The organism is Brevundimonas diminuta, from assembly GCF_050310045.1.
GTDB classification, from domain to species: Bacteria; Pseudomonadota; Alphaproteobacteria; order Caulobacterales; family Caulobacteraceae; genus Brevundimonas; species Brevundimonas diminuta_F.
Window position 1 is genome coordinate 2,237,452 of record NZ_CP190005.1, and the last position, 16,806, is coordinate 2,254,257.

The following is a 16,806-nucleotide window of genomic DNA, read 5'->3' on the forward strand; positions in this document are numbered from 1 at the left end:
CTACTGCACCAGCATTTCTTCGATCAGCACGGCGTCCACCTTGCCCGGCGCCGCGATCAGATTGACCCGGCGCAGGATCTCGGCGCGCAGCTGATACGACCCGGCCGACCCGGCCAGATCCTCGGGACGCAGTTCGCGCAGGAAGCTCTGGAACATGTCCTGCATCCGCGGCGCCTCGGCCTGAAGATGCGAGGCCACCGCGGCGTCCTTCATCTCCAGCGTCAGGCGCAGCTTCAGATAGGTCGGACGCCCGTCCGCCGACTGAATGTTCACGATCATGTCGGGCAGGGTGTAGAAGGTCACGCCGTCGGGACCGGCCGCGATCTTGCCCTCGCCGGGGGCCGCCTCGCCCTCCTTGCCGCCGCCGTGGCCGCCTTCCTTCTTGGCCTTCTTCTCGTCCTTGGCCGGGGCCGCGTGGCCGCCTGACGCCTCGGCGGGCTTGGGCTTCATCATCAGGAAGGCGGTCGCCCCGCCCCCGCCCAGCACGACCAGCGCCGCCGGGATGATGATGAACAGCAGGGGGATCTTCTTCTTGGCCGGAGCCTCGGCGGCGTCGCCTTCGCCCTCGGCGCCGGGCGCAGCCTCGCTCACGACGGGCAGGTTCGCATCGTCGCCCGCGGGCGCTTCGCTCTTCTTCTTGCCCAGCTTGAGTTTCAGCATCCGCAGGTCGCCCCGATCCTTACCCTGCCGGGTGTGGGCCAGTTTTGGTTAATGAGGCGTTTACGATCGGCAAATCCTGCCGGGCGCCGCAGGAGCGAATACCGCTCAAACCCCCATTCCACGGGCGTTAACCCTGTTGGCACGACCGTTGCGACGGGAAGCGGCGAAAGGAGCCCGCCCGTGGAAAACGCCGCCTATATCGGACTGTCGCGCCAGATGACGCTTCGCCGCGAGCTGGACATCGTGGCCAATAACGTCGCCAACGCCGACACCACCGGCTTCAAGGTCGAGCAGCTGATGGTCGGGACCGAGGTCGGCCAGCGCGCCCGTAACGACAACATCCGCCCCTCGGCCAGCTTCGTGCTGGACAAGGGCGTGGGCCGCGACTTCGGTCAGGGCTCGCTGAAGCAGACCGGCCGCGACCTGGACTTCGCCATCGAGGGCGAAGGCGCCTTCTTCACCGTGCAGACGGCGGGCGGCCCCGCCTATACCCGCGACGGCGGCTTCGTCACCGATCCCGAAGGACGGCTGACCACCAAGCAGGGCCTGCCGGTGCTGGCCGACGGCGCCGAGATCGTTCTGGACCCGCAGCGCGGCCCCGCCAGCGTCGCCCACGACGGCACGATCAGCCAGCAGGGCCAGCCGGTCGGACGCCTGACCGTGGTGCGCTTCGACGCCCTGTCGGCGCTGCAGAAATCGGGCGACGGCCTGTACCGCAACGCCTCGAACGCCCAGCCGCTGGACGCGACCGACGCCCAGATCCGTCAGGGAATGCTGGAAGGGTCGAACGTCAACACCCTCGTGGAAATCACCAACCTCATCGAGATCAGCCGCGCCTATGAGCGCGTCACCAAGATGATCGAAAACGCCAACGACCTGTCACGCCGCTCGGTCGAGCGGCTGGGCCGGGTTTCGTAAGGGAGAGCTGAGACATGCGCGCGCTTCGCACCGCCGCCACCGGCATGGCCGCCCAACAGCTGAACGTGGAGGTCATCTCCAACAACATCGCCAACATGAACACGGTCGGCTTCAAGCGTCAGCGGGCCGAGTTCCAGGACCTGCTGTATCAGAACGTCGAGCGCATGGGGGCCCAGTCCTCGACGCAGGGCACCGTCGTGCCGACCGGCATCCAGATCGGCTCGGGCGTCAAGGCAGGCAGCGTCTACCGCATCACCGACCAGGGCAGTCCCAACCGCACCGGCAACATCTACGACCTGGCCATTCAGGGCAAAGGCTACTTCCAGATCACCCTGCCCTCGGGCGAGCTGGCCTATACCCGCGCGGGCAACTTCACCGTCAACGGCGAGGGTCAGCTGGTGACGGACGACGGCTATGCGGTCGAGCCCGCCATCGCCATTCCGCAGGACATGGTCGACGTCACCATCTCCAAGTCCGGTCAGGTTCAGGTGAAGACCGAAGGCCAGCCCGAACCGCAGGTCGTGGGCCAGCTGGAACTGGCCACCTTCTTCAACGAGGCAGGGCTGGAAGCCATCGGCGACAATCTGCTGCTGGAGACGGCGGCCTCGGGCCCGGCCACGGTCGGGGCGCCGGGCGAGGTCGGCTACGGCACCCTGCTGCAACACTACACCGAGGCGTCGAACGTGGACGCGGTCAGCGAGATCACCGCCCTGATCGTCGCCCAGCGCGCCTATGAGATGAACTCCAAGGTCATCACCACCGCCGACGAAATGCTGTCCGTCTCGACCCAGTTGAAGAGCTAGGGAAAGGCCTTAAGCCATGAAGCGCGTGCTGATCCTCGCCGCCGCCATCGCCGCACTGGCTGCCCCCGCATGGGCCGGGCCGGTCAATCTGCTGCCCGATCCGGTCAACGACGACGGCCGCATCACCCTGGGCCAGTTGTTCGACGACGCCGGGGCCGCCGCTGACGTGGTGGTCGGCCGCCGCGTCGGAGCGACCGCCGTGCTGGAGGCCTCTCAGGTTCAGCTGGCCGCGCGCCGCGCAGGGCTGGAATGGAGCAATCCGGCAGGCCTGCGCCGCATCGTCGTGCGCGAGGGCGGCGCCGCCCTTCCGGCCGAGGCCTTGGCCCGCCCCGCCGCCGCCAGCGTCGGCGCCGGCCCAGCCGCCAGCATCGAGGTTCTGACCTACGCCCGCAGTCTGGCCGCCGGAGAGGTGATCCAGCCCGAGGACGTCATCTGGTCGCGGGTCCAGTCGCATCTGGCCCCCGCAGGCGCCCCTCAGGACGCCGAGACCGTCATCGGTCTGCAGGCCAAACGCGCCCTGCGCGCCGGATCAGCGGTGGCCCAGCGCGACCTGGCCTCGCCCCAGGTCATCGCCCGCAACGACATGGTCGAGGTCGCCTATATCAGCGGCGGCGTTGAGCTGACCGTCACCGGCAAGGCGACCCGCAACGCCTCGGCGGGCGAGGCCGTGCCGATCCTGAACATCCAGTCCAACCGCACCATCGACGCCGTGGCCGTGGCCCCCGGCCGGGCCGTCACCGGCCCCGCCGCCCGCATCGCCCGTCAGAACCCGCAACAGTTCGCCGCCCGCTGAGCGAGGAAACCATCATGCGCACCCTGTCCCTCGTCGCCGCCCTTTCGCTGTCCGCCCTCAGCCTGACCGCCTGCTCCACCGCCGTTGAAGCGGTGAAGGGGCCGCAGCTGGCGCCCATCGGCTATCCGGCCGCCCTGGTCCCGGTCGAACAAGCCTATCTGCCCGAACCGACCGCAGCCAGCCCCAACAGCCTGTGGCGCACCGGCGCGCGCAGCTTCTTCGGCGACCAGCGCGCGCGTCGCGTCGGCGACATCCTGACCGTCTCCATCGACATCAACGATCGCGCCCAGACCCAGAACACCACCCAGCGCAACCGAACCAACAGCGCCTCGACCGGGGTGAACAACTTCTTCGGCTTCGAGAACAGCCTCGGCCGCGCCTTCCCCGGCGGTTTCGACCCGTCCAAGATGGTCGGCATGGAAGGGGCCGTGAACGCCAACGGCTCGGGCAGCGTGAACCGCTCGGAGCGGGTGAACGTCACCGTCGCCGCCGTCGTCACCGCCGTCATGCCCAACGGCAACATGGTCATCCAGGGTCGGCAGGAAGTGCGCACCAACCGCGAGGTGCGCGAACTGACCGTGGCGGGCATCGTGCGGCCGGAAGACATCTCCAGCGCCAACACCATCCGCCACAGCCAGATCGCCGAGGCGCGCATCAGCTATGGCGGGCGCGGCGACATCAGCCGGATGCAGGCCGCCCCCGCCGGCCAATCACTGGTCGAGCGCTTCAGCCCCTTCTGATCCGCGTTCAACAAACCGTGTGATTGCGGCATCGTCGCATCACGGAATCGCGCGCCGCCCAGCGGAGCCGTGAACCGTTAACAGTCGACACGCGTTTGATCCGCCGAACGCGAGTTGTCTGTCATGCGGAACGCCGCCTTTCCTGTTCTGGCCATTGTGGCCCTGGCCGCCATTGCGAGCCAGGCGACGACGCGCGCCCGGCCGCAGATCAAAACAGAAGTCGCAGGCTGGCACGTCCTGCGTGAAGGCCCGCTGGCCAAACTGGCCTATGGCCTGCCGGATTCGGACCATCTGGCCCTGATGCTGACCTGCACGCCGGGCGAAGGCGCCGCCGTGGTCTATGGCGATGTGCAGCCGCGCAGCGCGACCCTGCAACAGGCGTCGCTGGCCCCCGTCCGGTCGATCCCCTGTCGGACGGCGAGGCGTTCGAGGCCCGGCTATCGCTGGACGACGCCGCCCTGACCGGACTGGCCCGCGACGGCCGGATGCCGGTCCTGACCGAGGCGGGCGAGCGCCGCCTGACCGCCACACGCGACGAGCAACGGCTGATTCAGGGCTTTCTTGGCTATTGCGCTTCGGGGCGGGCCTGATCAAAGTCCGCCGGTCTTCATCAGCGGGGGCTGAAACATGACCTCAATGCTTGGCCTGGCCCAGGCCGCGATGTTCGCCCTGGCCGTGCAGGCTTCGCCTGACGCCGGGGCGCAGGCGCCGGTCGAACGACCCCAGAGCGCACAGCCGGCGCCCAATCCGACGACGCGCCCGCGCGCCGCAGAGGGCTGGACCTGGACCCTCTACAGCGGCGACGGCCCTCTGGTGCTGGCCAATGAGATTCCCGATACGCCGCACCTGCGCACCACGCTGGAATGCACGCCCGGCTCCAGCATCGCCCGCCTGACCCTGCATCAGGCGACCGGCGCCGACGGCTTCGCCACCGTGCGTTCAGGCGCCGCCACCGCCGAGGTCGAGGCCCGCGCCCGACGAGGGCGGCTGGAGACGGCCCTGCGCGCCGACCACCCGGTCTTCGGCGCCTTTCTGGCCTCCGGGCGGCTGACGCTGGCCATGGGCGACCAGACCAGCGTAGTGAGCCTGGAACGGGGCGACCTGCCCAAGCTGCGGCGCTTCGCCGAACTCTGCACCGGATAAGATCAGGATGCGCGCCATCGCCCGCCTCGCCCCGCTGACAAGCGCACTCTCCGGAGCCGCCGCTCTCGCCGCCCTGAGCGCGCTGGGCGCCTGCGCCCCGACCACGGGCGCGTCTTCGGCCCTGACAGCGTCCGGCGCCGCATCGGGCGCCCCACGCCCGGTCGCCGGTTACGACTGGTTCCTGAACGATGACCCGGACGAGCCGCGCCTGTCCTACGGCCTGGCCGAATCGGACGACGTGCCGCTGAGCCTCATGTGCGCCAAGGGGTCGGGCAAGGTCGCCCTGTCGCTGCTTGTCGACCAAACGCCCGGCCGCGCCATCACGGTTGAATCCGGCGGGGCCGTCGAAACCTATCCGGCCCGCATCGAAGAGGCCGACATGCACGACGGCGCCTATCTGGTCGCCACCGCGCCCGCCGCCGCCCCGGTGTTCCAGCGTTTCAGCCGTCTGGGCTGGCTGGCCGTGCTGCAGGGCGATCAGCGCCTGACCATGGCCGCCCAGCCCGGCTCGGAAAAACGCGCCGCGCACTTCCTCGACCTGTGCCGTTGAAGGCTTGACCGCGGCGGCCCGGTCCGCTCCCTTCCACCGCAGTATTCGGGAGGGCTTCCGCCATGCGTCATCTTATTCTCGCCGCCGGTCTCGGCTTGTCGGGCCTTGCGGCCATAGGCGCGCCGTCCGCGCAGGCGGCCGTCGTTCAGACCCAGTCTCCGGCCGCCGCCGCGCTGGACGCCCTGCTGGTCGATTATGAGGCGTATCTGCGCCAGAACGACCCCATCGGCTCGGGCATGGACAGCGACCGCGCCGCCCTGTCGCGCCTGCCCGACGCCAGCCGCGCAGGCGAACTGGCCCGCCGCGCCCCGCTGAACGCCCTGAAGGCGCGGCTGGACGCCATCAACCCGGCCTCGCTGGACGAAGCCCACCGCCTGAACCACGTCTTCGTCGGCTATCTGATCGGCCGCGAGCTGGAGCGGATCGAGCTGGACCCGTCGCGTCTGGCCTTTGATTCAGAAGGCGGTCCCGGCCAGATGCTGGCCTATGTGGCGCCCGCCACCCGCATCGCCACGGCCGCCGACGCCGAGGCCTGGCTGAAACGTCTGGAGGCCGCGCCCGCCTATTACGACGCCGGGATCGCCAACACCCGGCGCGGGCTGGAAACCGGCCTGATCCAGGCCCGTTCGGTGGTCGACAGCGCCCTGGCCCAGGCCGAGCGTGACCTGACGCCGGGCGAGGCGGGCGACGTCCTGCTGCGTCCGTTCAACGCCCTGCCCGCCTCCATCCCCGCCGCCCAGCAGGAACAGTTCCGCGCCCGCGCCCGCGCCATTGTCGAGGGACCGATCACCGCCCGTCGCACCGCCTGGCGCGACCTGCTGCGTGACGAATACGCGCCAAAAGCCCCGCAGGAGCCGGGTCTGGTTCACCGCCCCGGCGGCCGCGACCTGTATGCCTTCCTGGTCCGCAGCAACACGACCACCGACCTGACGCCCGATCAGGTGCATCAGATCGGCGTTGAAGAAGTCGCCCGCATCCGCGCCCGCATGGAGACGGAAATGCGCGCCGCCGGCTGGACCGGCGACTTCGCCGGCTTCCTGACCTTCCTGCGCACCGACCCGCAATTCTACGCCAAGACGCGCGAGGAATTGCTGGAGAAGGCGTCCGAAATCGCCAAACGCTCGGACGACCGCCTGCCGTCGCTGTTCGCCACCCTGCCGCGCCTGACCTATGGCGTGCGCCCGGTGCCGATCGAGATGGAAGAGACCTACACCACCGGTCGCTATAACGCCGGGTCGATGAAGACAGGCGTGGCCGGCGGCTACATCGTCAACACCGGCAAGCTGGATCAGCGGCCTCTGTATGAACTGCCCGCCCTGACGGTGCACGAGGCCGTGCCGGGCCACCACCTGCAGATCGCCCTGCAGCAGGAAGCCGCCGACCAGCCCTATTACCGCCGCCGCGCCTCGGTCACGGCCTTCAGCGAAGGCTGGGGCCTCTATTCCGAGTTCCTGGGCGAGGAAATGGGCATCTATCGCACGCCTTATGAGCGGTTCGGCCGCCTCAGCTATGAGATGTGGCGCGCCTGTCGTCTGGTGGCCGACACCGGCCTGCACTGGCTGGGCTGGAGCGAGGAACAGGCGCGCGCCTGCTTCCGCGACAACTCCGCCCTGTCTGCGCACAACATCGAAACCGAACTGCAGCGCTACATCGGCGACCCCGGTCAGGCCACGGCCTATAAGATCGGCGAGATCCGCCTGCGCGAGATCCGCCAGAAGGCTGAACGCGAACTGGGCGACCGCTTCGACGTTCGCACCTTCCACGACGCCCTGCTGGTCGACGGCGCCCTGCCGCTGGCCCTGCTGGACGCGCGCATGGACCGCTGGATCGCCGAGCAGAAGGCGAAGTAACGCCTGCCTCTCCTCCCCACACCGTGGGGAGGGGGACCACGAAGTGGTGGAGGGGTCTTGCGACAGCGAGACCCAGCCGCCTCGTCGGCTTCGCCGTCGATCTCCCCATCACATGGGGAGGAGAAGCCCCAACTCCGCCCGCGCCTTCTTCGTCAGCTTCGCGGCGATCAGGGCGTGGGCCGACTTCAGGTGATCGGCCAGTTCATCATCCGGCCAGTCCCCCGGATCAGCCAGATGCACCCATCTGGCCCGCGCCAGATAGGGCGCAGGGGCCGCCCGCCCCTCTTCGGTCAGCACCGCATAGGCGATGTCGGACACCTTGAACGACAGCCCGCCCTCGGCCCCGATCAGGGCGAACATCTTGCCGCCGATCTTATAGGCGTCATGACCCGGCCCGAACGGATGATCCATCGTCGCCCCCGGCAGAGCCAGGCAGACCTTGCCTACGCCCGCACGATCCATCAGGCGCCGACACCAAGGCCGATCGGACAGACCACGCCCGTCCCGCCGATGCCGCAATAGCCCGCCGGATTCTTGGCCAGATAGCCCTGATGATAGTCTTCGGCGAAGTAATAAGGCCCTGCCGGTTCGATCTGGGTCGTGATCGCCCCGCGCCCCACCGCATTCAACGCCGCCTGATAGGCGTCGCGCGACGCCAGCGCCTCCGCCTGCTGCTCATCATTCAGCGTATAGATGGCCGAACGATACTGCGTGCCCTGATCATTGCCCTGACGCATGCCCTGCGTCGGATCGTGGTTCTCCCAGAAGGCTTTCAACAGATCGCCGTATGAAATCCGGGCCGGATCGAACACCACCTGCACCACCTCCGTATGGCCGGTGCGGCCCGAACAGACCTCTTCATAGGTCGGATTGGGCGTGATCCCGCCCGCATAGCCCGCCGACGTCACCCACACGCCCGGCAGCTTCCAGAACACCCGCTCCACGCCCCAGAAACAGCCCATGCCGAACACGGCCGTCTGCATCCCCGCGGGATGCGGCCCCTTCAGCGCATGCCCCAGCACAAAGTGAGTCTCATCGGTCGCCAGCGGCTCGGCCCGCCCCGGCAGAGCCGTCTCGGACGTGGGCAATTCAGCATTCTTCTTCAGCAACATGGCGCGAACTCCGAGAAAACAGCGTCTTCGCCTATATGGAGGCTTCAAGGGCGCTTGCCCATGGGGGCGTCATGCTCTAATCAGCCCCTCCCGTCGGTCCGCTCCCGACGGTTCCGCCCCGGACGCATCCGGGCTTCAGGTGGAATGGACAGGTGGCCGAGTGGTTGAAGGCGCACGCCTGGAACGCGTGTATAGGGGCAACTCTATCGAGGGTTCGAATCCCTCTCTGTCCGCCACCCGCCGAAATTTATCGTTATAATTCATTGTCTTATCCTAAGAGTCGTCTAACCTTAAGCTGAGAGTTAGACGGAAGTGTTCTGGTTTCGTGCATCTAGCGATGCGGTTCATCGCTGTATCGGCCAACCCGCGCCGGGCGACTTCGCGCGTGTAGCGCTCCACCTCCTTCAAACTTTGGTGGCCCGTGATCGACATGATCTCGTGTGCCGTACAGCCGGCCTCCGCCAATCTCCGAGCCGCCGCTTTCCGCAGCCCATGAGCAGAGCAATGAGGCAACATGCCGTGGAGGTCGAAGACGTTCTGCAGGAGGCCTATTGCCGCATCGCCTCTCTGCAATCGATCGATCATATCGCGAACGGCAAGGCCTACTTCTTCACGACGGTTCAGTCCGTCGTTCTGGACAGCCTTCGCCGGGCCAAGACGATGGGCGCGCGGGAGCTGACGGAAATGGATGAGTCCTGCGTCCTGGATGAAGCCCCGCTGGCGGATCAGGTCATCGAGGCGCGACAGGAGTTGAGGCGCGTGGTCGTGGCGCTGGGCGGCCTTTCGCAGGTGACGCGCGAGGTCATCGAGTTGCGGCGGCTGCACGGCCTCTCGCAGAAGGAGACCGCGCGCCGCATGGGGATCGCCGAACACACGGTCGAAAATCATATGGTGAGAGGTTTGCGCAAGGTGCTTTCGATGCTGGAGGGCGAGGATGTCCGCGCGGACCGGCCGACGAAAAGCGAATCTGGAGCGAAGACGTCCTCATGAAGGAGGAAACCATTGAGCAAGAGGCGGCGGGCTGGCTCGTAAAGGCGCAGGCGGGGCCCCTGTCTGACGACATGCAGGCGCGTCTGGATCAATGGCTTCAGGCGGATCGACGCCATCGCGGCGCCTATTTGAGGGCGCGGGCGGGAATGCAACTCATGGATCGCGCCATGAGCGTCCACAAGCCTGCGCTCGCCAATGACAATGGAGCCCGCCCGCGCCGCGCGATCAGAAAACCCAAAAGGTCCGTCGGCGCTGAGCGCCTGGGAATAGCGTTTGGCGGTTTGCTGGCGGCGAGCCTCCTCGCCATCGTTGCGATCCCGTTCCCGAAAGAGACCCTCACCCAGGCCCCGGTTCGCCAGGCCGTCGAGAGCGGCGTCGCTGACTCACGTCGACAGAGCTTGCAGGACGGTTCGGTCGCCACATTGGGGCGCGGCGGGCGGATCGATGTCGCCATGTCCCCTTCCGAGCGGCGGGTGATCCTGCTGTCGGGCCACGCGACTTTCGATGTCGCCAAGGACCCGGCCCGCCCCTTCGTTGTGCAGTCGGGGGCCGTCCGCGCCCAGGCTCTCGGCACCGTCTTCACAGTCCGCCGGCTGGGAAATGAGGGCGGCTTGATCGAGGTGACGGAAGGTCAGGTGAAGGTCTGGTCCGTTCGTGGAGAAGCCAGGTCGGTCGTGCTCCATGCGGGCGAAAGCCTGAAATTGGCGCCCGGCCCCGAACAGCAGCACGCCAAGGCGCGCCAGGCCCCGCGACAGATGTCCATCGACGATGACACCATCGGCGCCATCGCCGGGCGCATGAATGCGGTGAACCGCACCAAGATCGTGATCGAGAATCCTGAAACCGAGAAGATGAAGATTGTCGGCCTGTTCTCGGAAACAGAACCGGCACGGTTTGCAGAGGCAGTATCAGCCATATCCGGTGATGAAATTGAGCACGTGCACGACACGATTGTTATAAAACGTCACAATTAACATGCCTCAACATTCACAAAACTGCTGACGGAAAGCCCTAACGCGATCGTCCTGAGCTCAAATCCAATTTCATGGGGCTTCAGTTCGTGCGCTTTAAAGATTTTTCTTGCTTGGTTCCTGCCGCCGTGGTCGCGGCAGGCGTCTTCCTCCCCTCGGCCGCCTTCGCCCAGTCGCAGGTTCAGACCTTCAACCTGACAGCCCAGCCGGCGGCAACTGGCGTGCGCGCCTTCGCGCGACAGGCCAATATCGAGATCGTCCTGGCCAGTTCCGCCGCATCGGGACGACGCACCAACGCCGTGCAGGGCCAGTTCGAGGTCCGTAGAGCCCTTGACCGCCTCGTGGCTGGAACGGGGCTGAGCGTTCGCTCCTTCGACGGCAAGGTGGCGGTCCTCGTGGCCTCGGACGGCGCTGAGGTCGCGCAGATCGAAGACGTGGTCGTCACCGGCTCGCGCATCCCGCGTCCCGAACTGGTCAATCCGATGCCTGTCAGCGTGACACGCATGGATGAGGCGCTCGCCCTGGGCCGTATCTCGGTGGCGGACGCCCTGGCACGTGATCCGGTCATGGGCGTGGGTCAGAACCTCGGCAGCGCCAGCACGGGATGGGATGCGGGCATTTCGGCCGTCGATCTGCGCAATCTGGGCGTGAACCGCAGCCTGACCCTGATCGACGGCAAGCGTCGCGTCTCCAGCTCCGCCCGATCCTCGGCGGTCGATGTGGGCATGATCCCGGTCAGCATGGTCGATCGCGTCGAGGTGATCACCGGCGGCGCAGCCGCCGTCTATGGCGCCGATGCGGTGACCGGCGCGGTGAACATCATCACCAAGCGCGACATCGAAGGCGTGAACCTGTCGGCGACGACCGGGATTTCCGGGGAGGGCGACGCCGGCGAACATCTGATTTCGGCGTCGACGGGCGGTCGGTTCGCCGACGGCCGGGGTCGATTCGTCATCGGCGGATCGTGGAGCCAGACCGATCCCCTGCTCTACGTCGACCGCTTCGGAATGCAGAACTTCCTCAGCTATCGCGCCAACCTGGCCAATACGGGGATCAACGACGGCATACCGGATCGCATCATCAACGAGCAGACCCGGCAGATGTACTATGATTACAAGCCGACCTTCTGGCACGCGGGCCAGCGCTGGTATGTAGAGGACGCGGGCGTTCGCAAGGGCGAGTGCGGCGTCATGACCGACATGGGCCAATACTCCGTCTGCGACGGCGGCGACGGTCGCCATCTTCAGGACGTCCTGCAGTTTCGAGGCGGCAATACGGCGATCTCGCTTCTGGGGCGCGCCTCATACGACCTCAATGAGAACACCGAGATCGTCGGCTATTTTTCATACGCCGGACAGGAATACGAAGGCCTCAGCAACTACTGGCGCGACGACAGCCGCACGACCTATTTCTCGGGCAATGGAACCCAGCCGCGCGGATCCATCGCCTATCTGGACAACCCGTTCCTGCCCGACGGGCTGCGCGACTATATGACGAGCAACAATTTGCAGTCGCTCTATATCGATCGCACCTTCGGCAACTTCCCGATGCGCGGCGAGAACCACGACCGCGGCTCCGTCACCTTCGGCGCCGAAATCAACGGCCGCTTCAACGATCGGATCAACTGGACGGCCTTCGCCCAGCACGGCCGGGTGCGCGACGACTACACCCAGTCGAACATTCCGTGGAAATCGCACTGGATCGCGGCGCGCGACGTCGTTGCGGACGCCAATGGCGATCCGGTCTGCCGCGACATCACGGCCCGCAACAGCGGCTGCGTGCCGCTCAACATCTTCAGCCTGGAAGCGCCCAGCCAGGAATTGCTCGACTATGCGATGGCGGACCGCAACGAGCGGCGGGTGAACACCCAGACGCTGGCGGGCGCGACGGTCGACGGCGTGCTGTTCAACCTGCCGGCGGGCGAACTCGGCTTTGCGGCCGGCGTCGAATACCGCAAGGACACGCTGAAAACCCGCGACGATCCCCTCGCCCTGAGCGGCGAGCTTGTCTATGGCGGCGGCCCGGCCGCGCACCCGGAACTGGATGCCGAGACCGACGTCAAGGAGGTCTATGCCGAACTGCTCGTGCCGGTGCTGTCCAATATGACCCTGGCCAACCACCTCGATCTGGAACTGGCCTACCGCTACTCGGACTACAGCACGGTCGGAGGCACGGATTCCTGGAAAGCTGGCCTGTTCTGGGAGCCGTTCAGCGGACTTGCGGTGCGCGGCGTCCGGTCACGCAGCGTGCGGACGCCGAACTTCGGCGAACTGTATGAAGCGCAGATCAACACCATGACCGGCTCGATCGACGATCCGTGCGAGGTCGCCTCCTATTTCGCCACCGAACAGCGCGCGGCCAACTGTCTGGCGCTGGGCATCACCGATCCGCTTCTGGACTATAAGATCGGCCCCGTGGTCACCACCGGCGGCAATCCCGACCTCGCCCCCGAGACCTCGGACAGCACCACCTTCGGCGTCGTCTGGCGTCCCGATTTTCTGCAGGCGTCGCCCTATGCCACGTCGTTCGACATGAGCGTCGACTACTGGGACATCGATATCGAGAACGTCATCACCCAGTTCGGCTACGCCACGCTGATGAAGCTGTGCGTCGACGCTCCGAGCATCGACAACCCCTATTGCGCCCGTATCGATCGGGACCCTGTGACGCACGAGGCCACCGCCGTCCGGTCCAACCAGTTGAACGCCGCGCGCATGCACGCGCGCGGGGTCGATCTGGGCGCCCGCTATCGCGTGGCCCTGGGCGAGGGAGAGTTCCGCGCGGGGCTGAAGGCCACCCGACTGCTGGACATGGTCACGGAAACGACGCCGGGCATTGCGTCGGGCGATGTCGAATATGCCGGCGGCTACAAGAATCCCGATTGGCGCGCCACGCTGACGCTGGACTACGAACTGCGCGACTTCACCATCGGGTGGAGCGTCCAGCACCGCAGTTCCTCCGTCTATGATCTAAACACGGACTCCGATGAAGCTTACCCGGACGGGAATACGGTCGACGCCATCACCTATCATGACCTGGTGATGAACTACCGGTTCGGCGATCGCTATCAGATCGGTTTGGGGGTGAAGAACGTCTTCGACACCTACCCGCAGTTCAAGACCAACGTGTACCGGGACAATGAGACCTACGACCTGGTCGGTCGATACTTCTTCCTGACCGCCAAGGCGGCGTTCTGAGCCTCGAGGACGCAGTCATGAGCCAGTTCAATCGCCGCAATCTGATCCTGGCGGGTGTCGGCATTCCGATGCTGACCGGCCTGTCGCACTCGCCGCTGCGGGCCCAGCCCCTCGGCGCCAATCCCTTCACGCTGGGGGTGGCGTCGGGCGACCCGTGGCCGGACGGCTTCGTCATCTGGACGCGGCTGGCGCCCCGCCCTCTGGACGAGCACGGCGGCATGCCCGCCGTCCGCGTTCCCGTGCGCTGGGAGGTCTCCGAAAACGACAGCTTCACCCGCGTGGTTCGTCAGGGCGAGGCCGTCGCCCGGCCCGAGATGGGGCATTCGGTTCATGTCGAGGTCGAGGGACTGATGCCATATCGGCGCTATTGGTATCGTTTCGCCGTAGCCGGATCGGATCTGAGCAATGTCGGCACGGCGGTGACGGCGCCCCTGGCCGGCGCGACGCTTCAACGACTGCGCATCGGGGTCGGCGGCTGCAACCACTACGCCCAGGGCTTCTATGACGCCTGGGAGCACCTGTCGCGCGAGCCCGACCTGGACCTGGTCTTCCACTATGGCGACTACATCTACGAGGGGGGCGGGGCCGCCGCGCCCGTTGCGGGACATGGAGCCGGCTCTGTGCGCCAGCACTTCGGCGGCGAGATCTACAGTCTCGACGACTATCGTCGTCGTTATGCCCAGTACAAGAGCGATCCCGGCCTGATCGCCGTCCACGCCGCCAGCGCCTTCACCTGCAGCTTCGACGACCACGAGGTCGATAACAATTGGGCCGGGGCCTACGATCAGGACGGCACCCCGCCCGAGGTCTTCATGCTGCGCCGGTTCGCGGCCCTGCAGGCCTGGTACGAGAACATGCCGGTCCGCCGCGCGCAGTTCCCGACGCTTGCGGGCGTGAAGGCCTATCGCCGTCTGGACTATGGCCGCCTGCTGCGGATGCATGTGCTGGACACGCGCTCCTATCGCGACGACCAGCCTTGCGATGACCGCTTCCGGGGCAATGTCTGTCCGCCTGAAGCCCGCAGCGCCAACATGCTGGGCCAGGCCCAGGAGACCTGGCTGGACGAAGGGCTGGGCCATGAGACGAACTGGAACCTGCTCGCCCAGCAGGTCATCATGATGCCCTTGGATTTCCGGTCCGAAATCGGGGGCGCCGAAGGGCTCTTCGCAACCGACCTGTGGGACGGTTATCGGCCCGCGCGCCAGCGCCTGATCGACACCCTCCGTCGTCGCCGACTGACCAATGTGGTCGTGGCCAGCGGCGACAACCACAGACACGGGGCGGGCGAGATTCCTGTCGACGACCGCGCGCTGGACGGCGAGAAGGCCGCGGTCGAATTCCTCGCGTCTTCCATCAGTTCAGGCGGAAACGGAGAAGGCGAGAAAAAAACCGCCTCGCTGATGCCCGATAATCCTCACTGGCGGATGTATACGGATCGGCGCGGATATCAGCTTTTCGACATCACGCCCCGCGAATGGGTGACCAGCGTCAAGGTCATCGACAAGGTGTCAGAACCGGGCGGCATAATGAGCACGCTTGGCGTCTACGCCGCCGAGCCGCATCAAGCGAAGCTGCACAAGCTGTAGAACGCGCGCGTCCCGCCCCGACGCTCTCTTCCTTCAAGTTGCTTAGGCCGTTCATGTCGTTGCGTCGCAGGGAAGGCCGGTAAATTCCGGAGCCTCGACGCTGCGACGGCGAACAGGCAAAATTTCCTCGCTCCCGGCGTATCCCACAGCCGTCAAGGCCCCTCATCATGCCCACGCTCATGATCCTGTTCACTGCCGTAGCGGCCCGAGTTCATCTGACAAGGGCGGCACCGCTTCGAACGGGCCGAAGGTCGCCGTCACCCGATCGCCCTCGTCCGCGTTGTCCGTGACCACAATGTGATAGGTTCGGCCTCCAGGCGACACGCGAACGATCACGTGACCGTCACGGCTTGAGAGACGGTCCATCAGCCAGGGCGCGGCGGCAGCCGTGCTCGGATCAAGGCCAGTGGCGAACACCTCTCGCGGACCAGGGTACAGATGCGGGCTGAACAATCGCTCCAAGATGGAAAGGCTCGGATGCACTGCATGCCAGGCAGGGACGACCCATATCCTGGGCGTAAGCGCTCGGCCCATCTCGGCGCTGACGCCGTCGAACATGCCATGGTGCGGCGTCACCGCCACCTCGACGGGGCCTGCAGCCTTGGCCGCCGCCGTGCCGACATCGCGCCACGGCAGAGCGCCGTCGAACGTACTGCTCGTCAGATCGCCCCCAATGAAATAATCGAAGTCGCCATACGAGAGGCGAAGGGCCGCCGACCAGACGTTCTCCTCGGGGCGATCTTCGCTCGGAAGCGCCGTCAGGGACGGAAACAGCGGCCGAACCGCCTCGCCTTCTCCGGTCCAGACTTCGCCGTTGACTGCGATGTTCCGGATCGAGAACTCGGGAAAGAGAGCGGCCTCGCCGCCCCGGCGCAATTGGTCGAGCGCCCCGGCCCGGAACCGCTCGACCGACCGGCCCTGGGCCAGTCGCGCGCGCACGAAGGCCTCGTAGTTGAGCCGAAATGGCGCCGTCGAGCGCGCGGGCGTGTCGTAGTCCGGGAAACCCCGATCGACCAGGCGACGGATCGGGACGACCGCGTCGACGTCGCTCACCCCCGTCAGGCGATAACCGCCCGGGGCCAGGGGCGCGTCGGGATCGACGTCGCCGATATGGTCCGGGTCCTGATGGGTGGCCAGGAAGACGTCGATCTCGCGGCCGCCCGTCTCGTCCAGCCGCCGCTGGGCGTAGCGGCCGATCCACTGGCCGGCCCGCCGGCTAGCGTCGGGGCGCACGGACAGGGCCGGGGGCGAGGCCCCGGCCGAGGCGCCGGCGTCGATCATCAGGCTGGAGCCGTCCGGCCCGATGACCAGGGTGGATTCGCCCCGCCCCGTGGCGATGTGGTGGATGTCCAGCTCGCCCGGCCGCCAGGGCCGCAGGCGCCGCCCGACTGTGTCGACGGCGGGGGCCTGGGCCCAGGCGGGCGCGCCGAACCCGGCGCCGGCCGCCGCGCCGCCGGCCAGCAGCAAAACCTTGCGGCGCGACCAGGACACGG

Annotated in this window: 17 protein-coding genes and 1 tRNA gene; 13 read left to right on the top strand and 5 right to left on the bottom strand. The window is 66.9% G+C overall.

Translation table 11 applies throughout. From position 1 onward, the window contains the following. Positions 1-660 (bottom strand): flagellar basal body-associated FliL family protein, encoded by a 660-nt coding sequence (locus ACORJG_RS10885; protein ID WP_427789042.1) that lies wholly within the window; start codon positions 658-660, stop codon positions 1-3. A 180-nt stretch (positions 661-840) separates the two neighbouring features. Between ACORJG_RS10885 and flgF the strand changes: the two genes are divergently transcribed. From flgF to ACORJG_RS10925, 8 genes are all read left to right on the top strand, one after another. Continuing rightward, the gene (flgF, locus tag ACORJG_RS10890) at positions 841-1,578 is read left to right on the top strand and encodes a flagellar basal-body rod protein FlgF (RefSeq protein ID WP_427789043.1); all 738 of its coding nucleotides are present in this window, start codon (positions 841-843) and stop codon (positions 1,576-1,578) included. A gap of 14 nt (positions 1,579-1,592) precedes the next feature. Continuing rightward, a complete protein-coding gene (gene flgG / locus ACORJG_RS10895; protein ID WP_346533016.1) occupies positions 1,593-2,381 on the top strand; it encodes a flagellar basal-body rod protein FlgG in 789 nt (262 codons plus the stop codon). Positions 2,382-2,397: 16 nt separating this feature from the next. Further along, a complete protein-coding gene (gene flgA, locus ACORJG_RS10900; protein WP_427789044.1) occupies positions 2,398-3,174 on the top strand; it encodes a flagellar basal body P-ring formation chaperone FlgA in 777 nt (258 codons plus the stop codon). Positions 3,175-3,188: 14 nt separating this feature from the next. Further along, positions 3,189-3,914, top strand: a complete 726-nt coding sequence (flgH, locus tag ACORJG_RS10905; protein WP_427789045.1) for a flagellar basal body L-ring protein FlgH — start codon at positions 3,189-3,191, stop codon at positions 3,912-3,914. A gap of 123 nt (positions 3,915-4,037) precedes the next feature. Then, positions 4,038-4,376: a hypothetical protein gene (locus tag ACORJG_RS10910; RefSeq protein ID WP_427789046.1), complete on the top strand. Its 339-nt coding sequence runs from the start codon at positions 4,038-4,040 to the stop codon at positions 4,374-4,376. A gap of 165 nt (positions 4,377-4,541) precedes the next feature. Further along, the gene (locus tag ACORJG_RS10915; RefSeq protein WP_427789047.1) at positions 4,542-5,057 is read left to right on the top strand and encodes a hypothetical protein; all 516 of its coding nucleotides are present in this window, start codon (positions 4,542-4,544) and stop codon (positions 5,055-5,057) included. A gap of 7 nt (positions 5,058-5,064) precedes the next feature. Then, positions 5,065-5,607: a hypothetical protein gene (locus tag ACORJG_RS10920; RefSeq protein ID WP_427789048.1), complete on the top strand. Its 543-nt coding sequence runs from the start codon at positions 5,065-5,067 to the stop codon at positions 5,605-5,607. Positions 5,608-5,669: 62 nt separating this feature from the next. Continuing rightward, a complete protein-coding gene (locus ACORJG_RS10925) occupies positions 5,670-7,457 on the top strand; it encodes a DUF885 domain-containing protein (protein WP_427789049.1) in 1,788 nt (595 codons plus the stop codon). Positions 7,458-7,565: 108 nt separating this feature from the next. Here the strand turns inward: ACORJG_RS10925 and ACORJG_RS10930 are convergent, their stop codons facing one another. Continuing rightward, positions 7,566-7,919, bottom strand: a complete 354-nt coding sequence (locus tag ACORJG_RS10930; protein ID WP_427789050.1) for an MmcQ/YjbR family DNA-binding protein — start codon at positions 7,917-7,919, stop codon at positions 7,566-7,568. Further along, positions 7,919-8,569 carry a peptide-methionine (S)-S-oxide reductase MsrA gene (gene msrA, locus ACORJG_RS10935; RefSeq protein ID WP_427789051.1) on the bottom strand — a complete coding sequence of 217 codons (651 nt, stop codon included), beginning with the start codon at positions 8,567-8,569 and terminating at the stop codon, positions 7,919-7,921. The genes ACORJG_RS10930 and msrA overlap by 1 nt, the downstream gene beginning before the upstream one ends. 146 nt (positions 8,570-8,715) lie before the next feature. Between msrA and ACORJG_RS10940 the strand changes: the two genes are divergently transcribed. Continuing rightward, positions 8,716-8,805, top strand: a tRNA-Ser gene (locus ACORJG_RS10940). Positions 8,806-8,842: 37 nt separating this feature from the next. Here ACORJG_RS10940 and ACORJG_RS10945 read toward each other — a convergent pair. Then, the gene (locus ACORJG_RS10945) at positions 8,843-9,154 is read right to left on the bottom strand and encodes a tyrosine-type recombinase/integrase (RefSeq protein WP_427789052.1); all 312 of its coding nucleotides are present in this window, start codon (positions 9,152-9,154) and stop codon (positions 8,843-8,845) included. Here ACORJG_RS10945 and ACORJG_RS10950 point away from each other — a divergent pair. From ACORJG_RS10950 to ACORJG_RS10965, 4 genes are all read left to right on the top strand, one after another. After that, positions 9,074-9,559: an RNA polymerase sigma factor gene (locus ACORJG_RS10950; protein WP_427789053.1), complete on the top strand. Its 486-nt coding sequence runs from the start codon at positions 9,074-9,076 to the stop codon at positions 9,557-9,559. The genes ACORJG_RS10945 and ACORJG_RS10950 overlap by 81 nt on opposite strands. Continuing rightward, a complete protein-coding gene (locus ACORJG_RS10955) occupies positions 9,556-10,533 on the top strand; it encodes a FecR family protein (protein ID WP_427789054.1) in 978 nt (325 codons plus the stop codon). The genes ACORJG_RS10950 and ACORJG_RS10955 overlap by 4 nt, the downstream gene beginning before the upstream one ends. Before the next feature lie 110 nt (positions 10,534-10,643). After that, positions 10,644-13,727, top strand: coding sequence for a TonB-dependent receptor (locus ACORJG_RS10960; protein WP_427789055.1), 3,084 nt, complete (start codon positions 10,644-10,646; stop codon positions 13,725-13,727). A 17-nt stretch (positions 13,728-13,744) separates the two neighbouring features. Next, complete coding sequence (locus ACORJG_RS10965; protein WP_427789056.1) at positions 13,745-15,313, top strand: alkaline phosphatase D family protein; 1,569 nt, start codon at positions 13,745-13,747, stop codon at positions 15,311-15,313. Between the two features lie 189 nt (positions 15,314-15,502). On the opposite strand, the gene ACORJG_RS10970 is transcribed toward ACORJG_RS10965, so the two are convergent. Next, the gene (locus tag ACORJG_RS10970; RefSeq protein WP_427789057.1) at positions 15,503-16,804 is read right to left on the bottom strand and encodes a ComEC/Rec2 family competence protein; all 1,302 of its coding nucleotides are present in this window, start codon (positions 16,802-16,804) and stop codon (positions 15,503-15,505) included. Between the last annotated feature and the right edge of the window lie 2 nt (positions 16,805-16,806).

Coding starts and splice junctions, on each gene's coding strand:
- ACORJG_RS10885 (WP_427789042.1), bottom strand. CDS start 660: ATGCTGAAACTCAAGCTGGGCAAGAAGAAGAGCGAAGCGCCCGCGGGC.
- flgG (WP_346533016.1), top strand. CDS start 1,593: ATGCGCGCGCTTCGCACCGCCGCCACCGGCATGGCCGCCCAACAGCTG.
- flgA (WP_427789044.1), top strand. CDS start 2,398: ATGAAGCGCGTGCTGATCCTCGCCGCCGCCATCGCCGCACTGGCTGCC.
- flgH (WP_427789045.1), top strand. CDS start 3,189: ATGCGCACCCTGTCCCTCGTCGCCGCCCTTTCGCTGTCCGCCCTCAGC.
- ACORJG_RS10910 (WP_427789046.1), top strand. CDS start 4,038: ATGCGGAACGCCGCCTTTCCTGTTCTGGCCATTGTGGCCCTGGCCGCC.
- ACORJG_RS10915 (WP_427789047.1), top strand. CDS start 4,542: ATGACCTCAATGCTTGGCCTGGCCCAGGCCGCGATGTTCGCCCTGGCC.
- ACORJG_RS10920 (WP_427789048.1), top strand. CDS start 5,065: ATGCGCGCCATCGCCCGCCTCGCCCCGCTGACAAGCGCACTCTCCGGA.
- ACORJG_RS10925 (WP_427789049.1), top strand. CDS start 5,670: ATGCGTCATCTTATTCTCGCCGCCGGTCTCGGCTTGTCGGGCCTTGCG.
- ACORJG_RS10930 (WP_427789050.1), bottom strand. CDS start 7,919: ATGGATCGTGCGGGCGTAGGCAAGGTCTGCCTGGCTCTGCCGGGGGCG.
- msrA (WP_427789051.1), bottom strand. CDS start 8,569: ATGTTGCTGAAGAAGAATGCTGAATTGCCCACGTCCGAGACGGCTCTG.
- ACORJG_RS10950 (WP_427789053.1), top strand. CDS start 9,074: ATGAGGCAACATGCCGTGGAGGTCGAAGACGTTCTGCAGGAGGCCTAT.
- ACORJG_RS10945 (WP_427789052.1), bottom strand. CDS start 9,154: ATGATCGATCGATTGCAGAGAGGCGATGCGGCAATAGGCCTCCTGCAG.
- ACORJG_RS10955 (WP_427789054.1), top strand. CDS start 9,556: ATGAAGGAGGAAACCATTGAGCAAGAGGCGGCGGGCTGGCTCGTAAAG.
- ACORJG_RS10965 (WP_427789056.1), top strand. CDS start 13,745: ATGAGCCAGTTCAATCGCCGCAATCTGATCCTGGCGGGTGTCGGCATT.